This is a genomic window from Arthrobacter sp. efr-133-R2A-120, assembly GCF_030209835.1.
Classification (GTDB): Bacteria; Actinomycetota; Actinomycetes; order Actinomycetales; family Micrococcaceae; genus Arthrobacter.
In genome coordinates this window covers 103,686-129,901 of record NZ_JARVRF010000011.1, presented here as the reverse complement: position 1 = coordinate 129,901, position 26,216 = coordinate 103,686, and the positions used below count along the sequence as shown (strand labels likewise).

The window sequence follows — 26,216 nt, the reverse complement described above, 5'->3', positions numbered from 1 at the left end:
TCATGAACGCAGGATCCACAGTGAACCATGTCGCACTGGTCACCGGCGCCGGCCGCGGCCTCGGCGAATCCATCGCCCGCAAGCTGCACAAGGAAGGCTTCAGAGTAGCCATAACCGACACCAACCCTGCCTCCCTACAGCCCATCGCGGACAGCCTGGACCCCTCCGGGGAAACCGCTTGGGCCGGCGCCCTGGATGTCCGGAAAAAGGCCGACTTCGAGGCTGTTCGGGACGTCCTGGCTGAAAAGTGGGGCGGCACGGACGTCCTGGTGAACAATGCCGGACGTTCCCAAGTCGCGCCTTTGCTGGAGATCACTCCGGAGGAGTTCTCCGCGAATGTTGAGATCAACCTCAACGGCACTTTCCTAGGCTGCCAGGTGTTCGGTCCGCATTTCCGGGACCGTGGCTACGGCCGGATCATCAACATCCACTCTCTGGCAGGCCACAACGGAGGCACGGCCACCGGAGCCCACTACGCTGCATCTAAGGGCGGGGTGTCCACGCTCACCAAGGTGTTTGCCCGCGAGTTTGCCTCCTCCGGCGTTACCGTCAATGCCGTTTCCCCGGGTCCACTGGACCTGCCCGTGGTCTACGAAACCGTGGACCCGGACAAGCTGGACACCATCAAGGCGAACATTCCAGTGGGCCGATTCGGCGACGCGGAATTCATCGCCGACACCGTGGCCCTCCTCGCCTCCCCCGGGGCCGCTTCGGTCACCGGAGCCTGCTGGGACATCAACGGCGGCCTTTACATGCGTTAGGTCCGGCCGGCCCATTTACAAGCTGACAGAAGAAAGGAGCGTTGCCCCATGGGTATGTTCAAGGTACGCGTAGCTGAAGTACTGGAGGAGACAAGCAACATCAAGTCCTTCCGCCTGCAACGTGCGGACGGGGCGCCGTTCGATCCCTATCCGGCGGGCGCGCATATCGACGTCCTCGGCCCGACCGCCGTTGTCAGGCAGTACTCGCTGTGCAGTCCACCTGACGATCTTGACGACTACGTGGTTGCAGTCAAGCTTGAGCCGGAGTCGCGCGGTGGTTCCCAGGCCCTCCACGATCACGTCGAGGTCGGTCACGAGCTGGAGATCAGCGCACCGCGCAATCTCTTGTCTGTCGCCGAAGGTGCCGACCGGCACATCCTGGTGGCGGCGGGCATTGGCGTCACCCCGATGATCAGCATCGCCTACCACCTGCATAAGGAGGGCGAAGAGTTCGAGTTGCACTATTTTGCCCGTTCCCGTGAGGATGCCGCCTTCTGCGAACTCCTTGAGAAGCGCAGCGGTTTCGGCGAACGTGTCCACTTCCATTTCGGACTGCAGCGTGAGCAGCAGCCGGCCGTTCTGGACGGCGCGTTCGCGGGCCTCAGCGCTGCCTCGCACGTCTATACCTGCGGACCTCAGGGGTTCATGGAGCGCGTCCGGGAAAGCGCGGCTTCCGTGATTCCTGAGGACAACGTCCATATCGAGCACTTCCAGGCCGCCGAGCCCGTGGACACAGCCGGCGATACACCTTTTGAGGTGGAACTCGACGACGAGGTCTATGAGGTGCCCGTTGGTCAGTCCATCGTGCAGGTCCTCGCGGATAACGGGGTCGAAGTGGACACATCGTGCCAGGAAGGGATCTGCGGCACATGCATCATGGGCGTCCTGAAAGGCGAACCGGACCACCGGGACCAGTGCATGTCCAGCAGCGAAAAGAACGCCAACGACCAGATCGCGGCCTGCGTTTCCCGGTCAAAGTCCCCCAGGCTGGTCCTGGAGCTCCTCTGAAAGCAAGAGTTCCCGGCTCTCGCAAAGGAGCCCGGTGGTCGATCCATGCGAATCGACCACGGGGCTCCTTTGTTCGTGCAGAGCACCTGCGGTCCGGCTTCAGCCTGGGGCGACCGTGACGTTGTTTTGAAGAATGTCCCGGACCAGTGTGGCGATGCTGTCTGCTCCGGTCTTCGCCTTGATCCTCGTGCGGTGGACGTCAATGGTCTTCACGCTGGTCCCCAACTTCCTCGCGATGTTCTGGCTCGGCAGACCGTCGATAACGAGGGCTAGAATCTCCCGTTCACGGGGCGTCAGCCCTGCGATCCGTTGCTCGACTTCCCGCCGCCCGCGGTTGGATTCAAAGCGCGCGCGTGCGAGTTCGAGCGTTTCCTGCACCACATCCAACATGTGCTGTGGGTCGTACGGCTTCTCCAGGAAATTGACAGCCCCTTGGCGCAGCGCTTTCACTGACATGCGGATGTCGCCGTGAGCGGACACAAAAATGATGGGGATAGGCGAAGCGATCTGGTTCAAGGTCTCTTGCAATTGAAACCCGCCGGTCCTCGGCATCCGGACATCCAGGACCAGGCACGACGGGATATCGGGGTCATACTGAGCCAGGAACGACGCGACGTCAAAGAAGCTGCGGGACTGGATGCTGACGGATTCAAGCAGCCAGGCCAAAGAGGCACACAGCTCCTGGTCGTCGTCGACGATGTAAACGAGGGCTTCTGGTGAATCCATGTGTGAGGACCTTGCACTGCCTGGGGGTGTAGTAGGGGGAAACTCGACGGTATCGAGCCCACGGCATGGCCGTCAATCAATAACATGCTAAGGAAACTACCTACAACGCTGAAGCGAGTTCTGAAAATGGGTGGAACAAATCGCAATACCCATTAAGTCCAGTCCGCCATAGATTCTTATCACAAGGATTAATGGACTGATCAGAATTAATGTTCACGACAGTTGGAGAAGAGAAATGCCTGAACTCACGCAAATCCAGAAAGATTTCCGGTCTGCCATGGCGCACCTGCCTGCGGCTGTGAACGTGGTGACCACAGCCGGTCCGCACGGGCGCGTGGGAATCACCGTTAGCGCCGTCTGCTCGGTTACCGACTCCCCACCCACTGTGTTGGTTTGCGTCAACCAGAACAGCGCCACACACGATATCTTCAACAGCAATGGCCAAGTGTGCATCAACGTCCTCAGCGGCGAACACGAGGAACTCGCCCGGCATTTCTCCGGAGCGACGCGCGTTCCCATGGAGGAGCGCTTTGGCTGGGACATCTGGGAGAAGGGCACTGACGCCGTGCCCGTGCTGCGTGACGCCCTTGTCAAGATCGTGGGTCGCATCAGCGGGCGCAGCGTCCAGGGATCGCACTCGGTAATTTTCGTCCAGGTAGAACGTGTCGAGGTCCAGGAGGGGCGTGACAGCCTCATTTATTTCAAGAGGCAGTTTCATCGCCTTTCCGTGACTCCGGAGCTCGTCGCTTGAGCTCCGACGGTTCGCTCCGCGAGCTCTCCACGGCCCTGGCGTCCGGCGCCGTGACGCCGGGCTCAGCCGTCGAACAGGCCTGGCAGCGCATGCAGGCTACGGAACCCGAGATCCGGGCCTGGGTCGAGATCGATGCGGCCGGCGCCCGCTCCGTTGCGCGGGAACTGGAGCGCTCGGCAAATCCCCGCGGGCCACTTTGGGGAGTGCCCGTGGGTGTCAAGGACCTGATCAACGTCCAGGGGCTTCCCACCCGCTGCGGCAGCGTGTTGCGCGGCGGCGAACCAGCCGGCTCAGATGCCGATTGCGTGAAGCTTCTCCGGCGGGCAGGCGCCGTGGTCATGGGCAAGACGGTCACCACCGAGTTCGGCTACTTCGCCCCCGGGCCTACACGGAATCCCACGAATCCCGCCCACACACCAGGCGGCTCGTCCAGCGGTTCGGCGGCCGCCGTCGCCGCAGGAATGGTCCCATTGGCCATTGGAACTCAGACGGCAGGATCGCTTACCCGCCCGGCGTCGTTCTGCGGGGTCGCAGGGTTTGTCGCAGCCAAGGGACAGTTCTCCATGAGCGGTGTCACCGGGCTCAGCCCTTCATTGGACTCTCTCGGATTCGTAGCACGGACAGTGACGGATCTCCATCTCGCGTGGTGCGCCCTGATCGGGGATGAGCTGGCTTCGAAGGACAAAGCTGACGGCAATTCCGTGCGCCTCCTGCTATGGAACAGCAGTGGCCTCGGCGAGGTCTCGGCGGACATGGCCGCCGCCGTCGAACAGGCTGTCGCGGCGATCAGTCATGAAGGTTTCCACTGCGAAGACTGGACCGACCACGATGTCGTCCGCCGGCTCGCCGATGACCACGCCACAATCATGGCCTTCGAAGCAGCTCGCGAGCGCTCCTGGGAGCTGCAACAGCTAGACCGGCTGAGCGTCCCGCTGGCCGAATTACTGACAACCGGCGCCACTACACCCGAGGCGGACTATGTCGCAGCCCTCTACCGCGTCGCGGACGCCCGAACGTCCGTGGAGGCTGCCCTTGATCAGTTCGATGCGATCCTTGGCCCGGCTGCCCTCGGCGCCGCTCCTGCCGGCATCGAAGCCACCGGCACTCCAGTGCTCAGCCGCCCCTGGCAGGCATTGGGCCTACCGGTCATCACCATCCCCGGCCTCCGCGACTCCGGCGGAATGCCCCTCGGCATTCAGCTCATCGGAGCCCCCGGCCGCGAACACCGCCTCTTCTCCATCGCGGAGCGGCTTGAAGCTTCCCTGGCTCACGTGTAGCCAAGCAGGTCCGATGCACGAGGGAAGGTCCCGTTTGGATTTCCAAACGGGACCTTCCCTTACCTGCGTCAAAACTACGCTGCGCCTCTCGGGATCATGCCCAGGCCGCGTCGGCAGTCCAGTACTCGGAACCGTTGGCACTGATTCCATGCTTCCATTCAGTCATCCGCTTCAGCTTGGGTTCAATCCGGGCTGTAATGGCGTCGGCGGCCTCCGGTCCGTCATGGTCCGCCTGCCAGTGCACCCAGTTCACCTCCAGGTCGTTCTCGTCGTGGACGAACAGGTCCACATGGTGCCAGCCGTAGCCGAAGGTGTCCGCATAGCAAGTCAGGAACATCCGGTCGTGCTTCTTGGGATGGGCCATCGGGTGTTCTCCTTTCACGTTGTTTATCAGCAGGGTATTGGGGATTTCCTTACCTCGGAAGGGTATAAAGCTTTACGCCCGGCAGTGATTTTTCGCATTTTCGCCCACGGAATTCAACGCAAGGATATTGAGGGAAAGCATCACCCTTGTGACCAACCATTCCAAATCCCTGAAGGCACCCGTGAAGATTGAGCGCATTGAAGCGATCCCCTACTCGATCCCCTACTCCAAGCCCTTGGAGTTCGCCAGCGGGCGGGTGTCCGACGCCGAGCACGTCCTCATCCGGATCCACACAGACGACGGCGTGGTGGGCACGGCGGATGCTCCACCACGCGCGTTCACCTATGGCGAGACGCAGGATTCCATCATCTCGGTGGTCACCAAAATCTTCTCTCCGGCCGTGATTGGACTCGACCCCATGCACCGCGGGAAGATCCACCAGGTTCTGGCCAGGACAATCAATAACCAGGTGGCCAAAGGCAGTCTGGACATCGCCCTCTGGGACATCATCGGCAAAGCCACTGGAACTCCGGTCAGCAGGCTGCTGGGAGGCTTCACCGACTCCATGGAAGTCAGCCATATGCTCGGCTTCCAACCGGCGCAGCGACTACTGGACGAGGCCCTGCGGTTCCAGGACGAATACGGCATCAACACCTTCAAGCTCAAAGTCGGGCGCCGCCCGCTGTCATTGGACATCGAGGCCTGCCGCGTACTGCGTGCGGGGCTGGGCCCGGGCACCGAGTTGTACCTCGATGCCAATCGAGGCTGGACCGCCAACGAAGCGCTCGAGGTGCTGCGCCGCACGGACGGCCTGGGACTTTCCCTCCTGGAGGAACCATGCGACGCCAACGAGGCCATGAGTCGCCGACGCCTGGTGGAGAAATCCCCCATTCCCGTGGTCGGTGATGAAAGCGTCCCCACGGCCGGCGACGCATCCCGGGAGCTGCTCTCCGGCGGATGCAACGCCATCAGCATCAAGACCGCGCGCAGCGGATTCACCGAGGCGCAGCAGATCCTTGGCCTTTGCACCGGACTGGGCGTCGACGTCGTGATGGGAAACCAGATCGACACCCAGCTTGGCACGATCGCCACCGTCACGTTCGGCGCCGCGCACGAGGCCACGTCGCGGCGTGCCGGTGAGCTGTCCAATTTCCTTGACATGTCTGATGACCTCTTGGCCGAGCCGATAGCCATTCAGGACGGCCGGATCGGCGTCCGGGATGTCCCCGGCGTCGGAGCGGATATCGACGAGGACAAGCTCGCGCGCTACCGGCAGGACAAATAGCCGGCCGGAGCAAACCACCCATCCCTCTCGAATGCAAAGGAGCATTGTGCTGTACCTGGTCCGCATGGACGTGAACCTCCCCGCCAATCTGCCCGAAGATCAGGCCACCGCAATCAAGGAGAAAGAAAGAGCCTACTCCCAGGGCGTCCAGCGCGACGGCCGTTGGCCGCACCTATGGCGGGTGGTGGGGCAATACGCCAATTACTCGGTCTTCGATGTCGAAAGCAACGACGAACTGCACGAGCTTCTACAGAGCCTTCCGCTGTTCCCCTATATGGACATTGAGGTCACCGCCCTCGCCAAACACCCGTCGTCGATCTCCTGACGGCGTCAATTAACCCACCCCTGCTATTACCGCCTCGCCGCTGAGTCGGAATGACAACGAAAGGACAAACTATGTCTGTCGAAACCACCGCAACCGCTGCCGCATCCGGCGCCAACGCAACCGAACGCTTCCGCTCGGACAAGACCGTGGCCGCGGAAGTCAGTACTGAACGAGTCAACGCGCTTGCCTCCCGCGTCATCAAGGCGCTTGTGGACACAGTGATGGAAGAAAAGGTCTCCTACGACGAATACAACGCGCTGAAATCCTGGCTCATCAAAGTGGGCGAAGACGGCGAATGGCCGCTATTCCTGGACGTCTGGATTGAACACGCAGTCGAGGAAGTAGCAAACGCGGATAGGGAAGGCAGCAAGGGAACCATCGAGGGGCCCTATTACGTTCCGGGGTCACCCGTTCTCGAGACCCCGGCAACGCTGCCAATGCGCGACGACGAACCCGGCAGGCCGCTGCTGTTCCAAGGCCGAGTCACGGGCGTCGACGGTCAACCCCTGGTGGGCGCCAGCGTGGAAATCTGGCACGCGGACGACCTCGGTTTCTACTCGCAATTCGCCCCCGACGTTCCCGAATGGAACCTTCGCGGCATAGTCATTGCCGACTCCGAAGGCCTCTACCAAATCAACACCGTGCAGCCCGCGCCCTACCAGATCCCCACAGACGGCGCCTGCGGGCAGCTCATCGCCTCCGCCGGTTGGCATGCCTGGCGTCCGGCGCACCTCCACCTCAAAGTCAGCGCGCCCGGGTACCAGCTCATCACGACGCAGCTGTACTTCACAGCTGACAAGCACCTCTCGGACGACATAGCCTCGGCCGTTAAACCCGAGCTCGTCCTCGAGCCGAAGGACAAGGCGGACGGCACGGGCCGCGAGGTCAGCTACGACTTCGTTCTCGCTTCGGCGGTATAGGCACTGTCAGTACCCGATGGAGGCGTGCAGCTCGGCTTGATCCGAGCTGCAGGCCTTTGCGGCCTGCTGGGCTACTGGGTGGACAGCGATTTTGCAGGCCGCGGGCTGGCGTCCGCCGCAGTCCAGAGGGTCGTCGAAATGGCACGCGACGAAGTCGGACTGCACGGCAGGCGAGCCCGCGGTACCCAAGACACCCGAGTCTTTAAGCACCACATCAATGACGCTTTATCTTGCAGCTACCTGGGCCGTGTCTGATCGACCCATCTAATGACTCAGCACATTCGTGAACTGCTACCGGCTCAACGGCTTGGAACTGTGGCCGAGGGTGCTCACGGTCCGATAGCGTTCGAGGATCTCAGGGGTTGGCGCTCCGTTGACAGTGTTTGTGGCGGTTTTTGCCATTCGGAAAGACGGCCAAGGATGACCCCGCCCGCCTGGCGCGCCGCGCCGTCGGCAACGTACTCCCCTGGTGGCGGGACCTCTACTGGTAGCCCAAGATCCCGGCGGCCGCTAGTTGGACTGCAGCGGAGCGTGCAGCTCCGCCGACAAGAATGATTCGCCGGGCTGCGACACACCGGGAGGCCAACGCGCTCAGACCGTCCGCTAGTGAGCACACGATTCCTTCGACTGCGGCGCGCGCGATGTTGGCTCGGTTGTAGTTTTGGAGCCTCAGGCCGTGAAGGGAACCGGTTGCCTCCGGCAAATTGGGGGTCCGCTCGCCCTCGAAGTACGGCACCAATGTCAGGCCTCCGGCCCCGGCGGGGGCGGAGAGCGCAAGCTCTGTCAGCTCGGACAGGGTGACGGACAGGAGCGCGGCCGTCGCGAACAGCACTCGTGAGGCGTTGAGTGTGCAGACGAGTCACGGAGGACCTCACCTCGCCGAGTGCCTCTTCGGTTGATGATGAACCGGCCGTCACGATCGCGCGCAGCGAGCCGAAGCCGATGACCTGAGTGTTACACGGGGCAATCCCGAGATGGCGATACCTCTGAGGGACCTGAGCGAACCATACCCACCAGTATTCAAAGTGCCGAGAGGATGGCCTACGCTCATCGCCGCGTCGATAAAGCAGACATAAGTGTTGACAGTGTCCACACTCGCTTTGACAGGACCAACTCACCCACACAGTTCCCCGGATGGCCACGAGCAACCTTCCGAGAACCGTTCCCCAACAAAATCGGTTTCATCATGTCGTACCTGCACCCCATCCCCGTGAACTGGTGTTGGCCATCCACGACCAACCCGACAGAACCGGAGCGAGGAACCGCATAACCCCACCCATAGCAGGCGGGAGGCCCACCAGCCAGGCCCCCCTGAACCCGCCACCCACACACCTGAATAGGCCCCCGCGGCGGCCAGGCCAAAGTCCGCGGACTTAGCGTCAGAGGGACGCCACCGCAAGCCTTGTCAACACGTTAAAGCAAAAACCCCCTCTGACGAGGGGGTATGCTGTGCCCGAGGTGGGACTCGAACCCACACACCTTTCGATACCGCATTTTGAGTGCGGCGCGTCTGCCAATTCCGCCACTCGGGCGCGGAACACTGGAACAAGACTAACCGACGTCGAGCTCTTCACAGTACTCAACGCTCCCTGTTGCAGTGCGCGAAACTACTCTACATGCAGATAGGCTAATTTTCAGAACCGGCGCGGCCGAGCAATAAATCATACGCAGCGACCGGGTGCAACTAAGATGGTTGAGAACCCGCCGTACGTCTTGAAGGAGATCCCGTGTCAGAACAGACGGAGTCCAAGCCCGCATCCCAGCCGGCACGCCGAGTAGTTGTCGCAGAAGATGAAACCCTCATCCGCCTGGACATCATCGAGATCTTGAAGGGCGAAGGCTACGACGTTGTCGGTGAGGCCGACAACGGTGAGAAGGCCGTTCAGCTGGCCGAGGAACTGAAGCCGGATCTGGTCCTCATGGACGTCAAGATGCCGGTCATGGACGGCATCTCCGCCGCGGAGAAGATCGTCAAGGCGAGGATCGCCCCCGTTGTCCTGCTGACAGCATTCAGCCAGAAGGAACTCGTGGAGCGCGCCCGCGACGCCGGGGCCATGGCCTACGTCGTCAAGCCTTTCACTCCAGCCGACTTGATCCCGGCTATCGAGATCGCACTGTCCCGCCACGAGGAGATCAAGGCCCTCGAGAACGAGGTGTCCGACCTCCAGGAGCAGTTCGCCACGCGGAAGCTTGTGGAGCGGGCAAAGAGCCTCCTGACCACGAAGATGGGCCTCACGGAGCCGGAAGCATTCCGCTGGATCCAGAAGACCTCTATGGACCGTCGCCTCAGCATGCGCGAGGTCGCCGAGACCATCATCAACCAGGTCAACTAGCACTACCCGCGAAGGGCGCCGCTCCCACGGGAAGCGGCGTCCTTTCGTCGTCTCCGGACACGCCTGGGCGTCCTTCGTGCCCCCAGAACCCGACACCGCCACTCGCCCCCGGGACAGCGCCCGCGGCCCGCCGCCCGAACCAGCTCGCCCCCGCAAACCACCCAGCCGCAAAACAAGACAAAGGAGGCCCCGCCAAACGGCGGAGCCTCCTAAACAGCGCGGAAAGATCAGGCCTTGGACTTGGCCTTCTTCTTCTTTTCCGGCCACGGTCCCAGCTTTTCCTTGCGGGCTGCGGCTTCTTCCACACGGGACGTGTCCGCGAGGTCTCCTACCCTGTGCACCTTGAGCGAGTTCGTGGAACCAGCCTGTCCGGGAGGGGAACCGGCAGCGATGACCACGAGGTCGCCGTTCTCGACGATCTTCATCTCGAGGAGGCTGCGGTCCACCTGGGCCGTCATGGCATCGGTGTGGCCCACCATGGGGACCAGGACGGGCTGGATGCCCCAGGTCAGAGCCAGCTGGTTCCAGACGTGCTCCACGGGGGTGAAGGCGAATACCGGCTTGACGGGACGCAGGCGGGACAGTCGGCGGGCCGAGTCACCGGACTGGGTGAACGTACAGATGTACTTTGCGTCCAGCTGGTCGGCGATTTCGACGGCGGCACGCGTGATGGCGCCTCCGCGGGTCTTGGGCTTGGTACCCAGCGGGGGAACGCGCTCAAGTCCGTGTTCTTCGGTGGACTCGATGATCCGGGCCATGGTCTTGACCGTCTCGATCGGGTACTTGCCCACGCTGGTCTCGCCGGAGAGCATGACTGCGTCGGCGCCGTCCAGCACTGCGTTCGCGCAGTCCGAAGCCTCGGCGCGGGTCGGGCGCGGGTTGTCGATCATCGATTCGAGAACCTGGGTGGCCACGATGACCGGCTTGGCCCAGCGGCGTGCCAGTTCGATGGCGCGCTTCTGGACGATCGGCACTTCCTCGAGCGGGAGTTCCACGCCGAGGTCGCCACGGGCAACCATGATGGCGTCGAAGGCGTCGATGATTTCGTGGAGCTGGTCCACTGCCTGCGGCTTCTCGATCTTGGCGATGACCGGCACGCGACGGCCTTCTTCGTCCATGATTTCGTGCACGCGCTTGATGTCGGAGGCATCGCGGACGAAGGACAGTGCGACCATGTCGACACCGCGCTTCATGGCCCAGCGGAGATCGTCCTCGTCCTTTTCGCTCAGTGCGGGGACGTTGACGGCGACGCCGGGCAGGTTGATGCCCTTGTTGTTGGAGACCCAGCCACCGACGGTCACAGTGGCGACCACCTTGACGTCGTCAACCTCGATGGCGCGCAAGGCAACCTTGCCGTCGTCGATCAGCAGTGCGTCGCCGACGTTGACGTCTTCGGTCAGGCTCTTGAGCGTGGTGGAGCAGATGTCCTTGGTACCGGGGACGTCCTCGGTGGTGATGGTGAAAGTGTCACCGACGGCGAGCTCGTGGGGGCCGTCGACAAATCGACCCAGGCGGATCTTCGGGCCCTGCAAGTCGGCCATGATGGCAACGGGCTTGTGGAGCTGGGCGGAAGCCTTGCGGACGTTCTCGTACGTGTTGTCGTGTACTGAGTAGTCGCCGTGGCTCATGTTCATGCGGGCGACGTCGACGCCGGCCTCCAGCACCGCGAGGGTGTTGTCAAAGCTGGAAATTGCCGGTCCGAACGTTGCCACGATTTTTGCGCGTCTCATATACCTACCCTAGTAGTGTGCTGCAGTTGGAGTTGGGAAAGCGTCGTGCGCCGGTCCTTAGAGGACCGATATAGCCCGGTCGGTGGGAGCCACCGGCGCGGGGAGAATGGTGCTGCCCATGAGGTACTTGTCGACGGCGGCAGCGCAGGCGCGGCCTTCGGCGATCGCCCAGACAATCAAGGACTGCCCGCGGCCTGCATCGCCTGCCACGAAAACGCCCTCGGTGTTGGTCATGTAGTACCCATCTCGGGCCACGTTGCCGCGGCCGTCGAATTCTGCGCTGACCTGTTCGGTGATACCGGCAGGTTCCGCGCCCGTGAAGCCGAGCGACAGGAAGACCAGATCGGCCGGAATCACGCGCTCTGTACCGGCCTTCGGCAGGCGCTTGCCGTCCACGAACTCGGTCTCGGCGACCTTGACGCCAGTGAGCTTGCCGTTTTCGCCGACAAATTCAACGGTCGAGGCGAGGTAGGTGCGTTCGCCGCCCTCTTCGTGTGCGCTGGCAACCTCGAAGAGCGTGGGGAACGTCGGCCACGGCTGGTGCGAGGCGCGCTCGAGCGGCGGCTGCTTGCCGATCGCGAGGGTGGTGACCGAGGCGGCGCCGTGGCGGTGTGCCGTGCCGAGGCAGTCGGCGCCGGTGTCGCCGCCGCCGAGGATGATCACGTGCTTGCCCTTGGCATCGATCTGGCCCTCCACGGTTTCACCGGCAACCACGCGGTTGGCGGGCACCAGGTAGTCCATGGCGAAGTGGATGCCTTCAAGCTCGCGGCCCGGGATGGGAAGGTCGCGCGGAACGGTAGCACCGGTGGCGATCACCACGGAGTCGTACCGGCGGCGCAACTGCTCCCAGGTCACGTCGCTTCCGACCGCGACACCCGTGCGGAAGCGGGTGCCCTCGGCCTTCATTTGCTCGACGCGGCGGTCGACCTGTTCCTTCTCCATCTTGAAGTCGGGGATGCCATAGCGCAGCAGTCCGCCGATCTTGTCGTCGCGCTCGTAGACGGCCACGGTGTGTCCGACGCGCGTCAGCTGCTGTGCGACTGCAAGCCCCGCGGGGCCGGAGCCGACGACGGCGACCGTCTTCCCGGAGAGACGCGTCGGCGGAAGAGGTTGTACCCAGCCGTTTTCGAAGGCGTCGTCGATGATCGAAACTTCAACCTGCTTGATGGTCACAGCGGGCTGGTTGATGCCCAGGACGCAGGATGCTTCACACGGCGCGGGACACAAGCGGCCCGTGAACTCCGGGAAGTTGTTGGTCGCGTGCAAGCGCTCAATCGCTTCCTCGCCCTTTCCGCGCCAGGTAAGGTCGTTCCACTCCGGGATGAGGTTCCCCAGCGGGCAGCCTTGGTGGCAGAACGGCACGCCGCAGTCCATGCAGCGGCCGGCCTGGCTCTTGAGCACGCCCTTGTCCTGGGCTTCGTAGACTTCTTTCCAGTCCATGATGCGGACGGGAACGGGACGGCGTGGCTGCGTCTCGCGCTGCCGGACTTTCAGAAATCCGCGTGGATCAGCCACCGGTTACCTCCAGGATTCGGGACCATACTTCTTCGCCATCGGGATCAAGGCCCTCTTCGATGGCGTCGAGACGGGTTTGCAGGACTGCGGCGTAGTCGCGCGGCAGAACTTTGGTGATGCGGGCGGCTGTGTCATCGAAGTTTTCGAGCAAGCGGCCTGCGAGGACGGATTCGGTTTCTTCCACATGCTTGACCAGGAGGCCGTGGACGATGGTGCGGTCCTCGTCGTCGAGCTCAAGCAGCTGCAGTTCGCCGGAATCCAAGGCCTGCTTGTTCACGCGGGCAGGCTGGAGGTCCAGCACGTACGCGGTACCACCGGACATGCCGGCACCGAAGTTGCGTCCGGTGCGGCCGATGATGAGCGTCTGGCCGCCGGTCATGTACTCGCAGCCATGGTCACCGATGCCTTCGACGACGGCGGTGGCCCCCGAGTTGCGCACCAGGAAGCGTTCGCCCACCTGGCCACGAAGGAACATTTCGCCGCTCGTAGCCCCGTAACCGATCACGTTGCCGGCGATGACGTTGCGTTCCGCCTGGAAAACGTTGGTGCGGTCCGGCCGGACGATGATCCGTCCACCGGAGAGGCCCTTGCCGACGTAGTCGTTGGAGTCACCGAACATGCGCAGGGTGATGCCCGCCGGAAGGAAGGCGCCCAGCGACTGCCCGGCGGTGCCCTTCAGCGTGATGTCGATAGTGTCGGTGGCGAGGACATCGATGCCGAACGTCTTGGTCACGACGTGCCCCAGCATGGTGCCCACGGAACGGTCCGTGTTGATGACGTCGACGGCGATCTTCACCGGCGTGCGGTCGCTCAAGGCCTCGGCGGCCATGCCGATGAGGCGCTGGTCGAAGTGCTTGTCGAGCTCGTGGTTCTGGCCGGTGAGGTTCCGCAAGGGAACGTCGTCGTCGAACTCGAGTCCGTGCAGGATCGGGTCCAGGTCCAGTCCGTCGGCCTTCCAGTGGTCGACCGCTTCGCGGGTGTCAAGGACCTCGGCGTGGCCGATGGCTTCTTCGAGGCTGCGGAAACCGAGTTCGGCAAGCAGCTCGCGGACTTCCTCGGCAAGGAATTCGAAGAAGTTGACCACGAATTCGGGCTTGCCTGTGAAGCGCGAACGAAGCTCCGGGTTCTGGGTTGCGACGCCGACCGGGCAGGTATCGAGGTGGCAGACGCGCATCATGATGCAGCCGGAAACCACGAGGGGCGCGGTCGCGAAACCGTACTCCTCGGCACCCAGCAGCGCAGCGATGACGACGTCGCGGCCCGTCTTAAGCTGGCCGTCCACCTGGACCACGACGCGGTCGCGGAGCCCGTTGAGCATGAGCGTCTGCTGGGTCTCAGCGAGGCCGAGCTCCCACGGGACACCCGCATGCTTGAGCGAGTTCAGCGGCGAGGCGCCGGTTCCGCCGTCGTGCCCTGAAACAAGCACGACGTCGGCCTTCGCCTTGGTGACGCCGGACGCCACCGTGCCGATCCCGACTTCGGACACAAGCTTCACGTGCACTCGCGCCGAGGGGTTGGCCCGCTTGGCGTCGTAGATGAGCTGCGCGAGGTCCTCGATCGAGTAGATGTCGTGGTGGGGAGGCGGGGAAATGAGCCCGACGCCGGGGGTTGAGTGGCGGGTCCGGGCTACCCAGGGGTAGACCTTCTGCGCCATCAGCTGGCCACCTTCACCGGGCTTGGCGCCCTGGGCCATCTTGATCTGGATATCTTCGGCGTTGGTCAGGTACAGGCTGGTCACGCCGAAACGGCCGGAGGCAATCTGCTTGATCGCGGAGCGGCGCTCCGGGTCCAGCAGGCGGTCCACGTCTTCGCCGCCTTCGCCGGTGTTGGACTTGGCGCCCAGCCGGTTCATGGCGATTGCGAGCGTTTCGTGGGCTTCCTTGGAGATCGAGCCATAGCTCATCGCTCCGGTGGAGAAGCGCTTCACGATGCTGGAAACCGGTTCGACTTCCTCAAGCGGCACTGCGGGGCGCAGGGTGTCCTTGAACTTCAAGAGCCCGCGCAGGGTCATGAGGTTCTCGGACTGGTCGTCAATTCCCTTGGTGTAGGACTTGAAGATGTCGTAGCGGCGTTCGCGCGTGGCGTGCTGCAGGCGGAAGACGGTCTCCGGATTGAACAAGTGGGGTTCGCCATCGCGGCGCCACTGGTATTCGCCGCCACCGAGCAACGGACGGTGCGGCAGCTCGATGCCGCCTTCCGGGTACGCCATCTGGTGGCGCGCGGAAACCTCGGCGGCGATGACGTCCAGCCCGACGCCACCCAACTGCGAGTGCGTGCCGGAGAAGAATTCGTCCACGAGGTCCTGGGACAGGCCCAGGGCTTCGAAAGTCTGGGCACCGGTGTAGGAGGCCACCGTTGAAATACCCATCTTGGACATGATCTTCAGGACACCCTTGCCGAGGCCCTTGATGAGGTTGTAGACGCCGTCTTCGGCAGTCACACCAACGACTTCGCCAGTGCTGATGAGCTGCTCCACGGATTCCATTGCCAGGTACGGGTTCACGGCGGAAGCGCCGAAGCCCACCAGCACGGCCACGTGGTGCGTTTCGCGGACGTCGCCGGCCTCGACCACCAGGGCGGTCTTGGTGCGGTTGGCGCTGCGGAGCAAGTGGTGGTGTACCGCGCTGACAAGCAGCAGGGACGGGATCGGAGCCCACTGCGCGTTGGAGTCGCGGTCGGACAGCACGATGTACTGCACACCACGGTTGATCGCGCCGGAAACCTGCTCGCAGATTTCGGTCAGGCGGCTCCGCAGGGCCGCTTCGCCGCCCTCCGGACGGTACAGTCCGCGGACCTTCATGGCGACTTTGTCGCCGTCGGCGTTCTCGATGTTGGCGATCTTAGCGAGTTGATCGTTGTTGATCACCGGGAACGGCAGGGAGATCTGCGGCTGGCGCACTTGCCCGACGTCGAGAAGGTTGCCATTGGGACCGATGGCACACTTCAGCGAGGTGACAAGCTCTTCGCGGATCGCGTCCAGGGGCGGGTTGGTGACCTGGGCGAAAGACTGCACGAAGTAGTCGAACAGCAAACGCGGACGCTTGGACAGCACGGCAACCGGAGTGTCGGAGCCCATGGCGCCGAGAGGTTCGGCCCCGGTGCGGGCCATCGGCCCAAGGAGGATCTTCAATTCCTCGGTGGTGTACCCGAAAGTCCGCTGGCGGATGTTCACGGACGCAGCCGTGTGCAGAACGTGTTCGCGCTCCGGAAGGTCGTTGAGGTCGATCAAGTTGTCTTTGACCCATTCAGCCCACGGGTTGGCCGCGGCCACCTCGGCCTTGACCTCGGCGTCGTCGATGATGCGACCGGCTTCGGTGTCCACCAGGAACATCTTGCCCGGCGAAACACGGCCCTTCTTGACCACCTTGGCGGCCTCGACATCTATCACGCCGACCTCGGAGGCGAAGACGATCAGGCCATCCTCGGTGATCCAGTAACGGCCGGGGCGCAAACCATTGCGGTCAAGGGTCGCACCAACAAGGTTGCCGTCGGTGAAGGACACTGCTGCCGGACCGTCCCACGGTTCCATGAGCAGCGAGTGGTACTCGTAGAAAGCGCGGCGGGCCGGATCCATCGTGGCGTGGTTTTCCCACGCCTCGGGGATCATCATCATGATCGAGTGCGTGATGGGCCGCCCGGAAAGCCAGAGCAGCTCGGCAACCTCGTCGAATGACGCGGAGTCCGATGCGCCCGGGGTGCAGATGGGGTACAGCTCCTCCGGGGAATCGCCCAGCAGCGGGTTCGCGAGCTGGGACTGGCGCGCACGCATCCAGTTCCGGTTGCCCTTCACGGTGTTGATTTCACCGTTGTGGGCGATGGTGCGGAAGGGCTGGGCAAGCGGCCACGACGGGAAGGTGTTCGTCGAGAAGCGCGAGTGCACGATGGCCAGCTTGGTCTTGAAGCGCTTGTCCGAGAGATCCGGGTAGAACGGCTCCAGCTGGGCGGTTGTCAACATGCCCTTGTACACGATGGTGCGCGAGGACAGCGACGGGAAGTAGACGCCGAACTTGTTCTGCGCGCGCTTGCGGACACGCCAGGCCCGGGAGTCGAGTTCATTCCTGTCGAGCACTTCGCCCGTGGCGGAAGCGAGGAAGGGCTGGGCGAAGTAGGGCATGCAGGCTCGGGCCATGGCACCGACCAGGTCCCCGACGACCGGCACTTCACGCCAGCCAAGAACCGTCAGGCCCTCATCGGCGGCAAGCGCCTCGATGCCGGCCTTGGCGGTCTCTGCTTCGCGGGTTTCAGCCGGCAGGAAGGCGGTACCAACCACGTACTGGCCGGGTGCGGGGAGCTCGAACTCAGTGATGGCCCGGAAGAACTCGTCCGGGACCTGCATGAGGAGCCCGGCACCGTCGCCCGTGCCTTCGTCGGCGCCAACGGCGCCCCGGTGCTCAAGATTGCGCAGGGCAGTCAGGGCCGCTTCCACGATGTCATAGCCGGGTTCACCACGCAGCGTGGCAATAATGGCCAGGCCACAAGCGTCCTTCTCCTGCTCAGGGTTGTAGAGTCCCTGGGCTTCCGGGAGCGCAGCGAAACGCTTGAAGGGCGAGATGGCCCCCTGCGGTTCGACTGATTCGGACCAGCTTGGGTTATGAAGACGGGTCATTGAAGACGTCCTTCCTCGAGATCGTGCGAATGGAAGGGACAACGTTGGCCCCACCTTGCCTGCCGTGTGACGGGCATAACAAAGCGCTAGTTACTTGAAATTGTAGGTCAGCGGGCAAGACGCAACGAACAGTTACGCATGTCCCTGACCCAAGCTTGACCGCGGAGCCTCTGTGTGCTGCCGGGCGACTGCCAAGGGTGCCACGACGCTGTGGCCGGGGGCCTCTGGGCGGTAGCCCGGTTCCCCTGTGCCGTAGCGCTGGCTACTTGGTGCTGCCAGCTTCCGGCCCGGATCCGGGGGCGCTGCTGGCGGTGGTTTCGGTGGACGCGGAGCCGGAATCCGACGTGACGCCGGCATGTGACTCCTCGGCCGTTTCCGTTGGCTCAGCAGTATGGCCCAGATCGCTTTGGTTATTCCGGAGATTACCATGAGCACCGGTATCTGAGACAGATCCGTCCGTATCATGGCCCTTCGCACCGGTCACAATTGTGCTGTTCGTCTCACCGGCAGCAGTCGTCTCATCGTCCCCGGCACTTGAGACATCGGTGGCGGACTCCTCCGCTTCGGCGGTCACCGCAGCGGGTTCCTTGCCGGGAAGGTACGCCGTGTCCGGCTCGGGCCTGCCGCGCAGGCTCAGTGCGATGAAAATGATGAGCGCCGCGACGAAGACGAAGATGCTGGTCCATACATTGAGACGTGTAGTGATGCCGAAGAGGTTGATCTGTTCGGCATCGTCAATACGCAACGCTTCGATCCAGACCCGACCAAGTGTGTAATAGATGGCGTATAGCCAGAAGAGTCTGCCTCGGCGGAAATGGAAGCGGCGGTCCAGGACAAGGAGGACCACGACGCCGATGATGTTCCAGAGGGATTCGTAGAGGAACGTCGGGTGGAACAGCGTGTCACTAGGCATACCGGCCGGAAAATTGGGGCTGTTGGGGTCTATTTGGAGGCCCCATGGCAACGTGGTGGGTCCACCGAAGAGTTCCTGGTTGAACCAGTTTCCCCAACGTCCGATCGCTTGTGCCAGCAAGAGCCCGGGGGCTGCAGCGTCGAGGAAGGCTGTGAGCTTGACGCCGGAGCGGCGGCAGCCGAGCCACGCACCGATAACGCCGAGAACCACGGCACCCCAGATGCCCAGGCCACCCCGCCAGATCTGCGGGATCAGGGAGAGGTCGCCGGTGCCGTTGAAGCCCGGGCCGAAGTACGCGTCCGGTGAGGAAATCACGTGGTAGAGGCGGCCGCCCACAATGCCGAAGGGAATAGCCCAGATGGCGATGTCCCACAGGCTGCCTTCGGGTGTGCCGCGACGCCTCCAGCGCACGGCGGTGAGCCACAAGCCCACGATGATGCCCAGAAGGATGCACAGGGCGTACGCATGGATGCGGAGAGTGCCCCACGGAAGCGGAATATCAAATCCGGACCATGAGGGGCTCGGAATGCTCATGGGAGCCATTGCCGCGACGTGGAGGAGACTCTGCATTGTCTACGCGTTTCCTTTTCTAGGCCTGCGCTGTGTTGTGGGCTTGCGCTGTGTCCCGGCCGAGGCCGGCACTGAGGTTCTTGGTCAGCTGCGCGACGGCGTCAACGCCGCCGTCGCGGATGGCCGCAACCAAGGCGGTACCGACGATCACGCCGTCGGCGTATGCCGCAATCTCGCGGACATGGTCCGCGGTGGAGACGCCGAGCCCGACGCACACCCGCTCGGCGCCAGCCGCATGGGTGTCTGCCACAACTTTTTCCGCGGCGCTGCTGACGGACTGGCGGGCTCCCGTGACGCCCATGATGGATACAGCGTAGACGAAGCCGCGGCTCGCCTCCACGGTCATGGCCAAACGTTCCGGCGTAGACGAGGGCGCCACGAGGAACACCCGGTCAAGTCCGTATTTGTCGGATGCCGCAAACCATTCGGCTGCCTCGTCCGGAATGAGGTCGGGCGTGATGAGTCCGGCTCCTCCGGCCTCGGCCAGCCTGCGTGAGAACTCGTCGACGCCCATGCGCATGACGGGGTTCCAGTAGGTCATGACCAGCACGGCGGCGTCGGTGGCTGCGGTGATGCCCGCTACCACGTCGAAGACGCTGGCGACGCGGAACCCGTTGGCGATTGCCTCTGTGGTTGCAGCCTGGATGACAGCGCCGTCCATGACGGGGTCCGAATACGGGATGCCGATTTCAATGAGGTCCGCACCGTTGCGGGCCATGGCAATGCCGGCGTCGATGCTTGACTGAACGTCCGGGTAGCCTGCTGGCAGATATCCGATCAACGCGGCCCGGCCTTGCGCCTTCGCCCGGTCGATCGCGGCTGCGGACTTGCTGCTCATCTGTTCAGTCATCAGTTCTGGTCCTCGCTTGCTTCTTCAGTGCTGATCTCAAGGTTGCTGCGTTCGGACGGTCCCTTGGGCTTGCGCGTGGAGAGGGTGGTGCCCTTGACGTTGCCGTTTTCATCCAGCATGTCGAACCATGCCGCGGCCGTTTCCACGTCCTTGTCGCCGCGCCCGGACAGGTTCACGATGATGATCGTGTCGGCCGGGTTTTCTTTGCCTTCAGTGAGCTGTTTGCCCACCTTGATGGCACCGGCGAGGGCGTGCGAGGACTCGATGGCGGGGATGATGCCTTCGGTCCGGCAGAGCAGGCGGAACGCGTCCATGGCCTCGGTGTCCGTGATGGGCTCGTACGTGACGCGGCCGATGTCCGCGAGGTAGGAGTGCTCCGGACCGACGCTCGGGTAGTCCAGACCTGCGGAAATCGAGTGGGACTCGATGGTCTGGCCGTCTTCGTCTTGCATGAGGTATGACCGTGCACCGTGCAGCACGCCGGGACGTCCGAGGGTGATCGCGGCCGCATGGCGTCCGGTTTCGACACCGTCGCCGCCGGCTTCAAAGCCGTAGATCTTCACGGAGGGGTCATCCAGGAAGCTGTGGAAGATGCCGATGGCATTGGAACCGCCGCCGATGCAGGCACAGACGGCGTCCGGAAGTTTGCCGGTCTGTTCCAGGATCTGGGCGCGGGCTTCCTCCCCGATGACCTCGTGGAAGAAACGCACCATCGCCGGGAACGGGTGCGCCCCTGCCGCGGTGCCCAGCAGGTAGTGGGTGTTGTCCACATTGGAAACCCAGTCGCGGAGGGCGTCGTTGATGGCGTCCTTGAGCGTCTGTGATCCGTTGGTCACGGGAACCACGGTGGCGCCCAGGAGTTGCATGCGGGCCACGTTGAGTGCTTGGCGGCGGCAATCCTCTGCGCCCATGTAGACAACGCATTCAAGGCCGAGCAAGGCTGCAGCGGTGGCGCTGGCAACTCCGTGCTGGCCGGCGCCGGTCTCGGCGATGACACGGGTCTTGCCCATGCGCTTCGCGAGCAAAGCCTGGCCGAGGACGTTGTTGATCTTATGGGATCCGGTGTGGTTCAGGTCTTCGCGCTTGAGGAAGATGCGCGCCCCGCCGGCGTGCTGGGAGAAACGCTTGGCTTCTGTGAGCAGCGACGGACGGCCCGAGTAGTTCTTGTTGAGGTCCTTCAACTGGGCAAGGAACTCAGGATCGGCTTTGGCCTTCTCGAACGTGTCCTCGACTTCGTCCAGGGCGGCAATGAGGGACTCGGGCATCCAGCGTCCGCCGTATGAGCCGAAGTACGGCCCCGGGGCGTTGCGGAGCGAAGCTCCGCCCTGTAGGAATGCGTCGGCCACATTCTCTTCCGAGTTGGCTGTTGATGCGTCCACCATCAGTCTCACCGTCCTGTTCAGTTGGTAGTTGGGTTTTCCAGGAGCCACAGGACAGCAAGCAGCCGCGTTGTCTGCTGCTGTCCCGGTCCACGCCGTGGATTCAGGCCTGTCTCAGGTCCTGACGGCGATGGCGGCAGCTCCGGCCGCCTTGAATTCACTGATCCGCTCACGCGGGGTGGAGTCGCTCACAAGGGCTTCGCCCACAAGGATTGCGTGGGCACCGTTCCCGGCATAATGCGCGACGTCGTCGGCGTTCCGCACGCCGGACTCGGCCACCACAACCGCCCCCGCCGGAATGCTTCCGGCGAGCGAGGCGAACAAGGAGCGGTCGACGTCGAGCGTCTTGAGGTTGCGGACGTTCACTCCGATGATCCGTGCCTGGGCTGCGGCCGCACGCTCGATTTCCTCGGGAGTGTGGGTTTCCACCAGGACGTTCATGCCGAGCTCGTGGCTCAACGCGCTGAATTCCCGCAGCTGTGCATCGGAAAGCGCCGCGACGATCAGCAGGATCAGGTCCGCGCCATGGGCACGGGCTTCCCAGATCTGGTACTCGTCAACCGTGAAGTCCTTGCGCAGCAACGGAATGTCGACGGCGGCACGCACCGCGTCGAGGTCCGCCAGGGACCCGTTGAAGCGCCGCTGTTCGGTGAGGACGCTGATCACGGAGGCGCCGCCGTCGGCGTACTGCACCGCAAGTGCCGCAGGGTCGACGATGCTCGCGAGATCGCCTTTGGAGGGGCTGCGGCGCTTGATTTCCGCGATGACCTTCAGTTCGTCGCGGCTGGCCGACGGACCGCCCAAGGCGGCCCACGCGTCCAGCGCTGGCGCTGTGGCCGCAGCGCGCTCTTTCAGCTCGTCAAGGCCAACAAGGCGGCGCCGAGCCTCCATGTCCTCCCTGACGCCGACGATGATGTCATCAAGAACGGTCACAGTCAGTGGCCGGCGTTCTTCAGCTTGCTGCCGTCGACGCCGTAGCCCGCCTTGCGCATGGCCCAGCCGGCAATCAGGCCGGCGAACATGACGACGATGCCGGCGATGAAAATGGGGGTGCTGGCGATAACAAAGGCGATGGAGGACACCAAGGCCCCTACCAGCATGACAATCACGCAGGTCCACGCGGCCGGGCTGTTGCCGTGGCCGATGGCGTCGCTGTGGCTCGCAGCGGTCACAGGGGCCTTGCTCGCGGACACTGTGGTTTTGCTCATGTGAAAATCTCCTCAGGATGAATACTGCTTACATTCTGCCATTTATTGACCGCACCCGGGACATCGTCGGACGTCCGGACAGTCGGGTCCTACGTGGGGTCTTCTCCGCGGGAGAGGCTGTCCCAGCTATCGATCTCATCGACGGGACCGGAACCCGCGAGGGCCGCCCGGCTGGCGACGTCGTACTTGGTGCGCGCCTTCCAGTGCCGGCCCGCGAGCGGCAGCAGGGCACCGCACAAAGCCAGCAAGCCTGCAGCCACGACGGCGAGTACCGGAAACACGGTGGACGACGCAGCTGCCTGACCACCCGAAATGCCGGTGGTCGCCGCAATGGTTCCTTGCGCCGCACCGAGGGGGTCCGCCAGGACCGTCACCGCGGCAATGATGATGCCTGCCGAGGCAAGCACGATGATCGTTGCGATGATCCAGCGCGAAACCTTGCCCGCAATGGATGATGCCAGTCCCCCGGCAAGGGCGACGAGCGCGAGTGCGGTCACCGCCGTTGCCGCCTTGCTCCCTTGAACGTGGAGATCGGCATTCGCCGCGGCAGCGGGATCGAGCCGGACGTTGATCCAGGTCTGTGTCGTGGTCCCGAAAACGGCGAGGGCAAAAATTGCCATGGCTAGCACAACGTTGCCCTTCCGTGCCCACACGGGAGGCTTTCTGGTGGCCGTCTGGGGGTGGGCAGCGCTCACGGGGTGGGGGTCCCGTCGTCGACCGTCTCCGCGGAAACCGCGTCCGGGGAAATGTTGTGAAGCGATCCTGCGGTGTGCACGGCACGCAAGGGGGCGGCCGCCTTGTTGACAGTCTCGAGCGCTTCGGAAGGTTTATGGGAATCGGCCACGATGCCGCCGCCGGCCTGGACGTAGGCCCGGCCCTCACGCAACAGTGCCGAACGGATGGCGATCGCCATGTCCATATCTCCTGCGAAGTCCAGGTAACCCACCACACCGCCGTAGATGCCACGCCGGTGCGGCTCGAGTTCGTCCAGGAGGCGCAGCGCGCGCGGCTTGGGGGCACCGGACAGCGTGCCTGCGGGGAAGGTCGCCTTGAGCACGTCGTATGCCTTCGCCCCGGGCGCCAACTCTCCAACCACTGTGGACACGAGGTGCATGATGTGGCTGAAGCGTTCCACCTCCATGAACTGCGTGACGTCCACGGTTCCTGCCACGCAGACCTTGGAGAGGTCGTTGCGGGACAAATCCACGAGCATGAGGTGCTCGGCGCGTTCCTTCTGGTCCGCGAGCAACTCGGTGGCCAGCGCCTTGTCGGCTTCAACGGTCTTGCCGCGCGGCCGCGATCCGGCAATCGGGTGGGTGATGACCTCATTGCCCGTGACCGTCACGAGGGCCTCGGGAGAGGAACCGACAATCGTGTATTCGCGGCCGTCGGGGTCTTCGAGGCTGAAGAGGTACATGTACGGGCTCGGGTTCGTGTTGCGCAGCACGCGGTAGACATCCAGCGGGTCCGCCGCACACTCCATTTCGAAGCGCCGCGAAATGACCACCTGGAAGACCTCGCCGTCGACGATCGCTTCCTTGCCGCGATCGATCGCGTCTAGGTACTCCTGCTCGTTCCAGCGCTCCTGGACACTGGACGCGAAGTCGAGTGCTTCAGACTGCAACACCGATACGGGCTGCTTCACGGGCGTGCTGATCTGATCCAGCAGTCGCTTCACCCGGGCGACGGCGTCGTGCCAGGCTTCGTCGACGCGTTCGGAACTGTTGTCGAAATTGATGGCGTTGGCAATCAATAGGACGGTGCCGTCCATGTTGTCGTGGACAGCCATGTCCGTCACGAGGTTCAGGGCGAGTTCCGGCAGGTGGAGATCATCCTCCGGGGGGCTGGTCAGCTTCTCCCAGTGCCGGACGGTTTCCCATCCGAGGAAGCCTACAAGGCCGGAGGTGAAGGGAGGAAGGTCCGGGAAGCGGTCGGTTTGCAGGGCCGCAATGGTGTCGCGGACGGCGTCGACGGGGCTGCCGTCTACCGGCACGCCAACGGGAGGCTCGCCGATCCAATGGGCCTGGCCGTCCTTGCTGGTCAGGGTGGCACGCGAACGGGAGCCAATGAAGGAATAGCGTGACCATGCTCCGCCGACGGCTGCCGATTCCAGGAGGAAGGTGCCGGGCTGGCCTTGGGCCAGCTTGCGGTAGAGCCCGATGGGAGTTTCGGCGTCGGCCAGTACCCTGAGCCGGACCGGGATGACCCGGCTGTGTGCGGCGAGTTCGCGGAACTCCTCCAGGCCCGGGCTGATGATTCCAAGGTCCTGCATGGTTTGTGTTCTCCGCCTCTTCTTGTGTGCTTGCCTCAGTGGATGGGGTGGGGTGGGCTAGTCCCGCGCGCCTGTCACGGCGGCGAGGCTCCGGTCATCGAAGCATGTGCGTGTACCGGTGTGGCAGGCGGCGCCTACTTGGTCGACGCGGACCAGGAGGGCATCGCCGTCGCAGTCCAGGGCGACCGATTTCACGAATTGGACGTGCCCGGAAGTGTCTCCCTTGCGCCAGTATTCCTGGCGGGAGCGGGAGAAGAACGTCACGCGTCCGGTGGTCAGGGTGCGGTGCAACGCCTCGTCGTCCATCCAGCCGAGCATCAGTACTTCGTCGGTGTCGAATTGCTGGATGATCGCTGCCACCAGGCCGGCGGAATCGCGCTTCAGCGCGGCGGCCAACTCGTGCGGGAGCGGACTTACGGGCACGACGGCGGCTTCCGCGGCGAAAGCGGCAGCGGGCGTGGCTGGGGGTGTTGACTGCTCAGACATCAGATCAAGTCTAGTGCCTCGCGTGGAGCCGAAATTCAGCGGCGGTTCCACTGCGCAACAGAGCGCGTCTCGTGCTAGTTTCACAAGTGATGCATTTCGTCGATCCCTCCCGCGAAGTACTGGCCGAAACACTCCTGGCGGCCGGACCTGACTCCCCCACGCTCTGCGAAGGGTGGCTGACTAGGGACCTCGCGGCGCACTTGTACTTGCGGGAGCGCAAAGCGGCTGTTGGTATCGGTTTGCTCGTCAAGAGCCTCGCCCGGGCCTCGGACAAAGCCACGGCCAAACTGGCCTCCAAGCTCAAGACCACGGAAGATTACGCCGAGCTGGTGAATACCTTCCGTTCAGGGCCGCCCGCCTTGTCTCCCCTGAAGATCAAGGCCCTCGACGAGTCCTCCAACCTCATTGAATATTTCGTGCACACGGAAGACATCCGCCGGGCGGGAGACCGTTGGGCTCCACGAGCCCTGGACGAGGAATACTCGGACGCCTTGTGGGATGAATTGATCAAGCGCGCTGCCATTCTCTACCGCGGCGTGGATCTCGGGATCGTGTTGGTGCGCCCCACCGGACCCCGCCATGTTGCCAAGCGCGCTCCCGTATCCGTCGCCATTGTGGGTGAGCCCGGTGAACTCCTGATGCACGCCCACGGCCGCACGCATCACGCGCTGGTTACCTTCGAGGGCCAGCCGGACGCCGTCGCGCTTCTCCAGTCAGCCGAAGTCGGCCTCTAAGCTTCCCCCGCGTCAACCCCAACGCCTCCCGTTAACCCAACTAGTCCCCACCGCCGCCCTCGCCTCGCAAGTCCCCACCGGCTCCCAGCCTTCGCAAGCTCAGGCCGGGGCCCTCGCCGGTGTGGCCCCTCGGCCAGGGAACCCTGGCGGTGTGGGCCCACGCAGTTGTTGTCGTTATGAGGGCTCAAAACGACAACAACTGC

General features: G+C 63.6%; 23 protein-coding genes, 1 tRNA gene and 1 pseudogene. 10 read left to right on the top strand and 15 right to left on the bottom strand.

What is annotated here, in order from left to right; all coding sequences use genetic code 11:
• Positions 1-2: 2 nt before the first annotated feature.
• Both QRN52_RS07375 and QRN52_RS07370 read left to right on the top strand, forming a co-directional pair.
• On the top strand, positions 3-761 hold the full coding sequence (locus QRN52_RS07375) for an SDR family NAD(P)-dependent oxidoreductase (RefSeq protein WP_284752080.1): 759 nt from the start codon (positions 3-5) through the stop codon (positions 759-761).
• A 48-nt stretch (positions 762-809) separates the two neighbouring features.
• Entirely contained in the window at positions 810-1,769 is a 960-nt protein-coding gene (locus tag QRN52_RS07370; RefSeq protein ID WP_284752079.1) for a PDR/VanB family oxidoreductase, read from the top strand.
• A gap of 99 nt (positions 1,770-1,868) precedes the next feature.
• On the opposite strand, the gene QRN52_RS07365 is transcribed toward QRN52_RS07370, so the two are convergent.
• Positions 1,869-2,495, bottom strand: a complete 627-nt coding sequence (locus QRN52_RS07365; RefSeq protein WP_284752078.1) for a response regulator transcription factor — start codon at positions 2,493-2,495, stop codon at positions 1,869-1,871.
• A gap of 235 nt (positions 2,496-2,730) precedes the next feature.
• Here QRN52_RS07365 and hpaC point away from each other — a divergent pair, with 235 nt between their 5' ends.
• Together hpaC and QRN52_RS07355 are read left to right on the top strand one after the other, a co-directional pair.
• Positions 2,731-3,246 carry a 4-hydroxyphenylacetate 3-monooxygenase, reductase component gene (gene hpaC / locus QRN52_RS07360; protein WP_284752077.1) on the top strand — a complete coding sequence of 172 codons (516 nt, stop codon included), beginning with the start codon at positions 2,731-2,733 and terminating at the stop codon, positions 3,244-3,246.
• Positions 3,243-4,523: an amidase gene (locus tag QRN52_RS07355; protein WP_284752076.1), complete on the top strand. Its 1,281-nt coding sequence runs from the start codon at positions 3,243-3,245 to the stop codon at positions 4,521-4,523. Before hpaC ends, QRN52_RS07355 begins: the two co-directional genes overlap by 4 nt.
• A 94-nt stretch (positions 4,524-4,617) precedes the next feature.
• On the opposite strand, the gene QRN52_RS07350 is transcribed toward QRN52_RS07355, so the two are convergent.
• Positions 4,618-4,887: a hypothetical protein gene (locus QRN52_RS07350; protein WP_284752075.1), complete on the bottom strand. Its 270-nt coding sequence runs from the start codon at positions 4,885-4,887 to the stop codon at positions 4,618-4,620.
• A 181-nt stretch (positions 4,888-5,068) separates the two neighbouring features.
• Here QRN52_RS07350 and QRN52_RS07345 point away from each other — a divergent pair, with 181 nt between their 5' ends.
• The 4 genes from QRN52_RS07345 (at position 5,069) to QRN52_RS07330 (ending at position 7,672) form a co-directional block, all read left to right on the top strand.
• The gene (locus tag QRN52_RS07345; RefSeq protein ID WP_284752206.1) at positions 5,069-6,172 is read left to right on the top strand and encodes an enolase C-terminal domain-like protein; all 1,104 of its coding nucleotides are present in this window, start codon (positions 5,069-5,071) and stop codon (positions 6,170-6,172) included.
• A 46-nt stretch (positions 6,173-6,218) separates the two neighbouring features.
• Positions 6,219-6,497: a muconolactone Delta-isomerase gene (gene catC / locus QRN52_RS07340; RefSeq protein WP_284752205.1), complete on the top strand. Its 279-nt coding sequence runs from the start codon at positions 6,219-6,221 to the stop codon at positions 6,495-6,497.
• A 71-nt stretch (positions 6,498-6,568) separates the two neighbouring features.
• Positions 6,569-7,417 carry a catechol 1,2-dioxygenase gene (gene catA / locus QRN52_RS07335; RefSeq protein WP_284752074.1) on the top strand — a complete coding sequence of 283 codons (849 nt, stop codon included), beginning with the start codon at positions 6,569-6,571 and terminating at the stop codon, positions 7,415-7,417.
• Between the two features lie 24 nt (positions 7,418-7,441).
• Positions 7,442-7,672, top strand: a complete 231-nt coding sequence (locus QRN52_RS07330; protein WP_350225132.1) for a GNAT family N-acetyltransferase — start codon at positions 7,442-7,444, stop codon at positions 7,670-7,672.
• Between the two features lie 36 nt (positions 7,673-7,708).
• Here QRN52_RS07330 and QRN52_RS07325 read toward each other — a convergent pair.
• Positions 7,709-8,276, bottom strand: a pseudogene (locus QRN52_RS07325) (FGGY-family carbohydrate kinase); the annotation flags it as partial.
• Between the two features lie 591 nt (positions 8,277-8,867).
• Positions 8,868-8,949: transfer RNA gene (locus QRN52_RS07320), tRNA-Leu, on the bottom strand.
• 195 nt (positions 8,950-9,144) lie between these two features.
• Here QRN52_RS07320 and QRN52_RS07315 point away from each other — a divergent pair.
• Positions 9,145-9,750, top strand: a complete 606-nt coding sequence (locus QRN52_RS07315) for an ANTAR domain-containing response regulator (RefSeq protein ID WP_028266834.1) — start codon at positions 9,145-9,147, stop codon at positions 9,748-9,750.
• A gap of 227 nt (positions 9,751-9,977) precedes the next feature.
• Here QRN52_RS07315 and pyk read toward each other — a convergent pair whose 3' ends face one another.
• From pyk to hisI, 11 genes are all read right to left on the bottom strand, one after another.
• Positions 9,978-11,480: a pyruvate kinase gene (gene pyk / locus QRN52_RS07310; protein WP_284752073.1), complete on the bottom strand. Its 1,503-nt coding sequence runs from the start codon at positions 11,478-11,480 to the stop codon at positions 9,978-9,980.
• Positions 11,481-11,537: 57 nt separating this feature from the next.
• A complete protein-coding gene (locus QRN52_RS07305; protein WP_284752072.1) occupies positions 11,538-12,995 on the bottom strand; it encodes a glutamate synthase subunit beta in 1,458 nt (485 codons plus the stop codon).
• On the bottom strand, positions 12,988-17,601 hold the full coding sequence (gene gltB, locus QRN52_RS07300) for a glutamate synthase large subunit (protein WP_284752071.1): 4,614 nt from the start codon (positions 17,599-17,601) through the stop codon (positions 12,988-12,990). The genes QRN52_RS07305 and gltB overlap by 8 nt, the downstream gene beginning before the upstream one ends.
• A gap of 262 nt (positions 17,602-17,863) precedes the next feature.
• Positions 17,864-19,084 carry a prolipoprotein diacylglyceryl transferase gene (gene lgt, locus QRN52_RS07295; RefSeq protein WP_284752070.1) on the bottom strand — a complete coding sequence of 407 codons (1,221 nt, stop codon included), beginning with the start codon at positions 19,082-19,084 and terminating at the stop codon, positions 17,864-17,866.
• 19 nt (positions 19,085-19,103) lie between these two features.
• Entirely contained in the window at positions 19,104-19,934 is an 831-nt protein-coding gene (gene trpA, locus QRN52_RS07290) for a tryptophan synthase subunit alpha (protein ID WP_284752069.1), read from the bottom strand.
• Positions 19,934-21,316 (bottom strand): tryptophan synthase subunit beta, encoded by a 1,383-nt coding sequence (gene trpB, locus QRN52_RS07285; protein ID WP_284752068.1) that lies wholly within the window; start codon positions 21,314-21,316, stop codon positions 19,934-19,936. Before trpB ends, trpA begins: the two co-directional genes overlap by 1 nt.
• Positions 21,317-21,427: 111 nt before the next feature.
• Positions 21,428-22,246 (bottom strand): indole-3-glycerol phosphate synthase TrpC, encoded by an 819-nt coding sequence (gene trpC, locus QRN52_RS07280; RefSeq protein WP_269993479.1) that lies wholly within the window; start codon positions 22,244-22,246, stop codon positions 21,428-21,430.
• 2 nt (positions 22,247-22,248) lie between these two features.
• A complete protein-coding gene (locus QRN52_RS07275; protein ID WP_284752067.1) occupies positions 22,249-22,521 on the bottom strand; it encodes an HGxxPAAW family protein in 273 nt (90 codons plus the stop codon).
• An 89-nt stretch (positions 22,522-22,610) separates the two neighbouring features.
• Positions 22,611-23,216 carry a Trp biosynthesis-associated membrane protein gene (locus QRN52_RS07270; protein ID WP_284752066.1) on the bottom strand — a complete coding sequence of 202 codons (606 nt, stop codon included), beginning with the start codon at positions 23,214-23,216 and terminating at the stop codon, positions 22,611-22,613.
• The gene (locus QRN52_RS07265) at positions 23,213-24,793 is read right to left on the bottom strand and encodes an anthranilate synthase component I (protein WP_284752065.1); all 1,581 of its coding nucleotides are present in this window, start codon (positions 24,791-24,793) and stop codon (positions 23,213-23,215) included. The genes QRN52_RS07270 and QRN52_RS07265 overlap by 4 nt, the downstream gene beginning before the upstream one ends.
• 57 nt (positions 24,794-24,850) lie before the next feature.
• Positions 24,851-25,279 carry a phosphoribosyl-AMP cyclohydrolase gene (gene hisI, locus QRN52_RS07260; protein ID WP_284752064.1) on the bottom strand — a complete coding sequence of 143 codons (429 nt, stop codon included), beginning with the start codon at positions 25,277-25,279 and terminating at the stop codon, positions 24,851-24,853.
• A gap of 89 nt (positions 25,280-25,368) precedes the next feature.
• Here hisI and QRN52_RS07255 point away from each other — a divergent pair, with 89 nt between their 5' ends.
• Positions 25,369-26,013 carry a TIGR03085 family metal-binding protein gene (locus QRN52_RS07255; RefSeq protein ID WP_269993474.1) on the top strand — a complete coding sequence of 215 codons (645 nt, stop codon included), beginning with the start codon at positions 25,369-25,371 and terminating at the stop codon, positions 26,011-26,013.
• Positions 26,014-26,216 lie beyond the last annotated feature (203 nt).

What these genes read in the sequence shown, in the direction of transcription:
- QRN52_RS07375 (WP_284752080.1), top strand. Translation starts at nt 3, where the DNA reads ATGAACGCAGGATCCACAGTGAACCATGTCGCACTGGTCACCGGCGCC.
- QRN52_RS07370 (WP_284752079.1), top strand. Translation starts at nt 810, where the DNA reads ATGGGTATGTTCAAGGTACGCGTAGCTGAAGTACTGGAGGAGACAAGC.
- QRN52_RS07365 (WP_284752078.1), bottom strand. Translation starts at nt 2,495, where the DNA reads ATGGATTCACCAGAAGCCCTCGTTTACATCGTCGACGACGACCAGGAG.
- hpaC (WP_284752077.1), top strand. Translation starts at nt 2,731, where the DNA reads ATGCCTGAACTCACGCAAATCCAGAAAGATTTCCGGTCTGCCATGGCG.
- QRN52_RS07350 (WP_284752075.1), bottom strand. Translation starts at nt 4,887, where the DNA reads ATGGCCCATCCCAAGAAGCACGACCGGATGTTCCTGACTTGCTATGCG.
- catA (WP_284752074.1), top strand. Translation starts at nt 6,569, where the DNA reads ATGTCTGTCGAAACCACCGCAACCGCTGCCGCATCCGGCGCCAACGCA.
- pyk (WP_284752073.1), bottom strand. Translation starts at nt 11,480, where the DNA reads ATGAGACGCGCAAAAATCGTGGCAACGTTCGGACCGGCAATTTCCAGC.
- gltB (WP_284752071.1), bottom strand. Translation starts at nt 17,601, where the DNA reads ATGACCCGTCTTCATAACCCAAGCTGGTCCGAATCAGTCGAACCGCAG.
- lgt (WP_284752070.1), bottom strand. Translation starts at nt 19,084, where the DNA reads ATGCAGAGTCTCCTCCACGTCGCGGCAATGGCTCCCATGAGCATTCCG.
- trpA (WP_284752069.1), bottom strand. Translation starts at nt 19,934, where the DNA reads ATGACTGAACAGATGAGCAGCAAGTCCGCAGCCGCGATCGACCGGGCG.
- trpB (WP_284752068.1), bottom strand. Translation starts at nt 21,316, where the DNA reads ATGGTGGACGCATCAACAGCCAACTCGGAAGAGAATGTGGCCGACGCA.
- QRN52_RS07275 (WP_284752067.1), bottom strand. Translation starts at nt 22,521, where the DNA reads ATGAGCAAAACCACAGTGTCCGCGAGCAAGGCCCCTGTGACCGCTGCG.
- QRN52_RS07265 (WP_284752065.1), bottom strand. Translation starts at nt 24,793, where the DNA reads ATGCAGGACCTTGGAATCATCAGCCCGGGCCTGGAGGAGTTCCGCGAA.
- hisI (WP_284752064.1), bottom strand. Translation starts at nt 25,279, where the DNA reads ATGTCTGAGCAGTCAACACCCCCAGCCACGCCCGCTGCCGCTTTCGCC.
- QRN52_RS07255 (WP_269993474.1), top strand. Translation starts at nt 25,369, where the DNA reads ATGCATTTCGTCGATCCCTCCCGCGAAGTACTGGCCGAAACACTCCTG.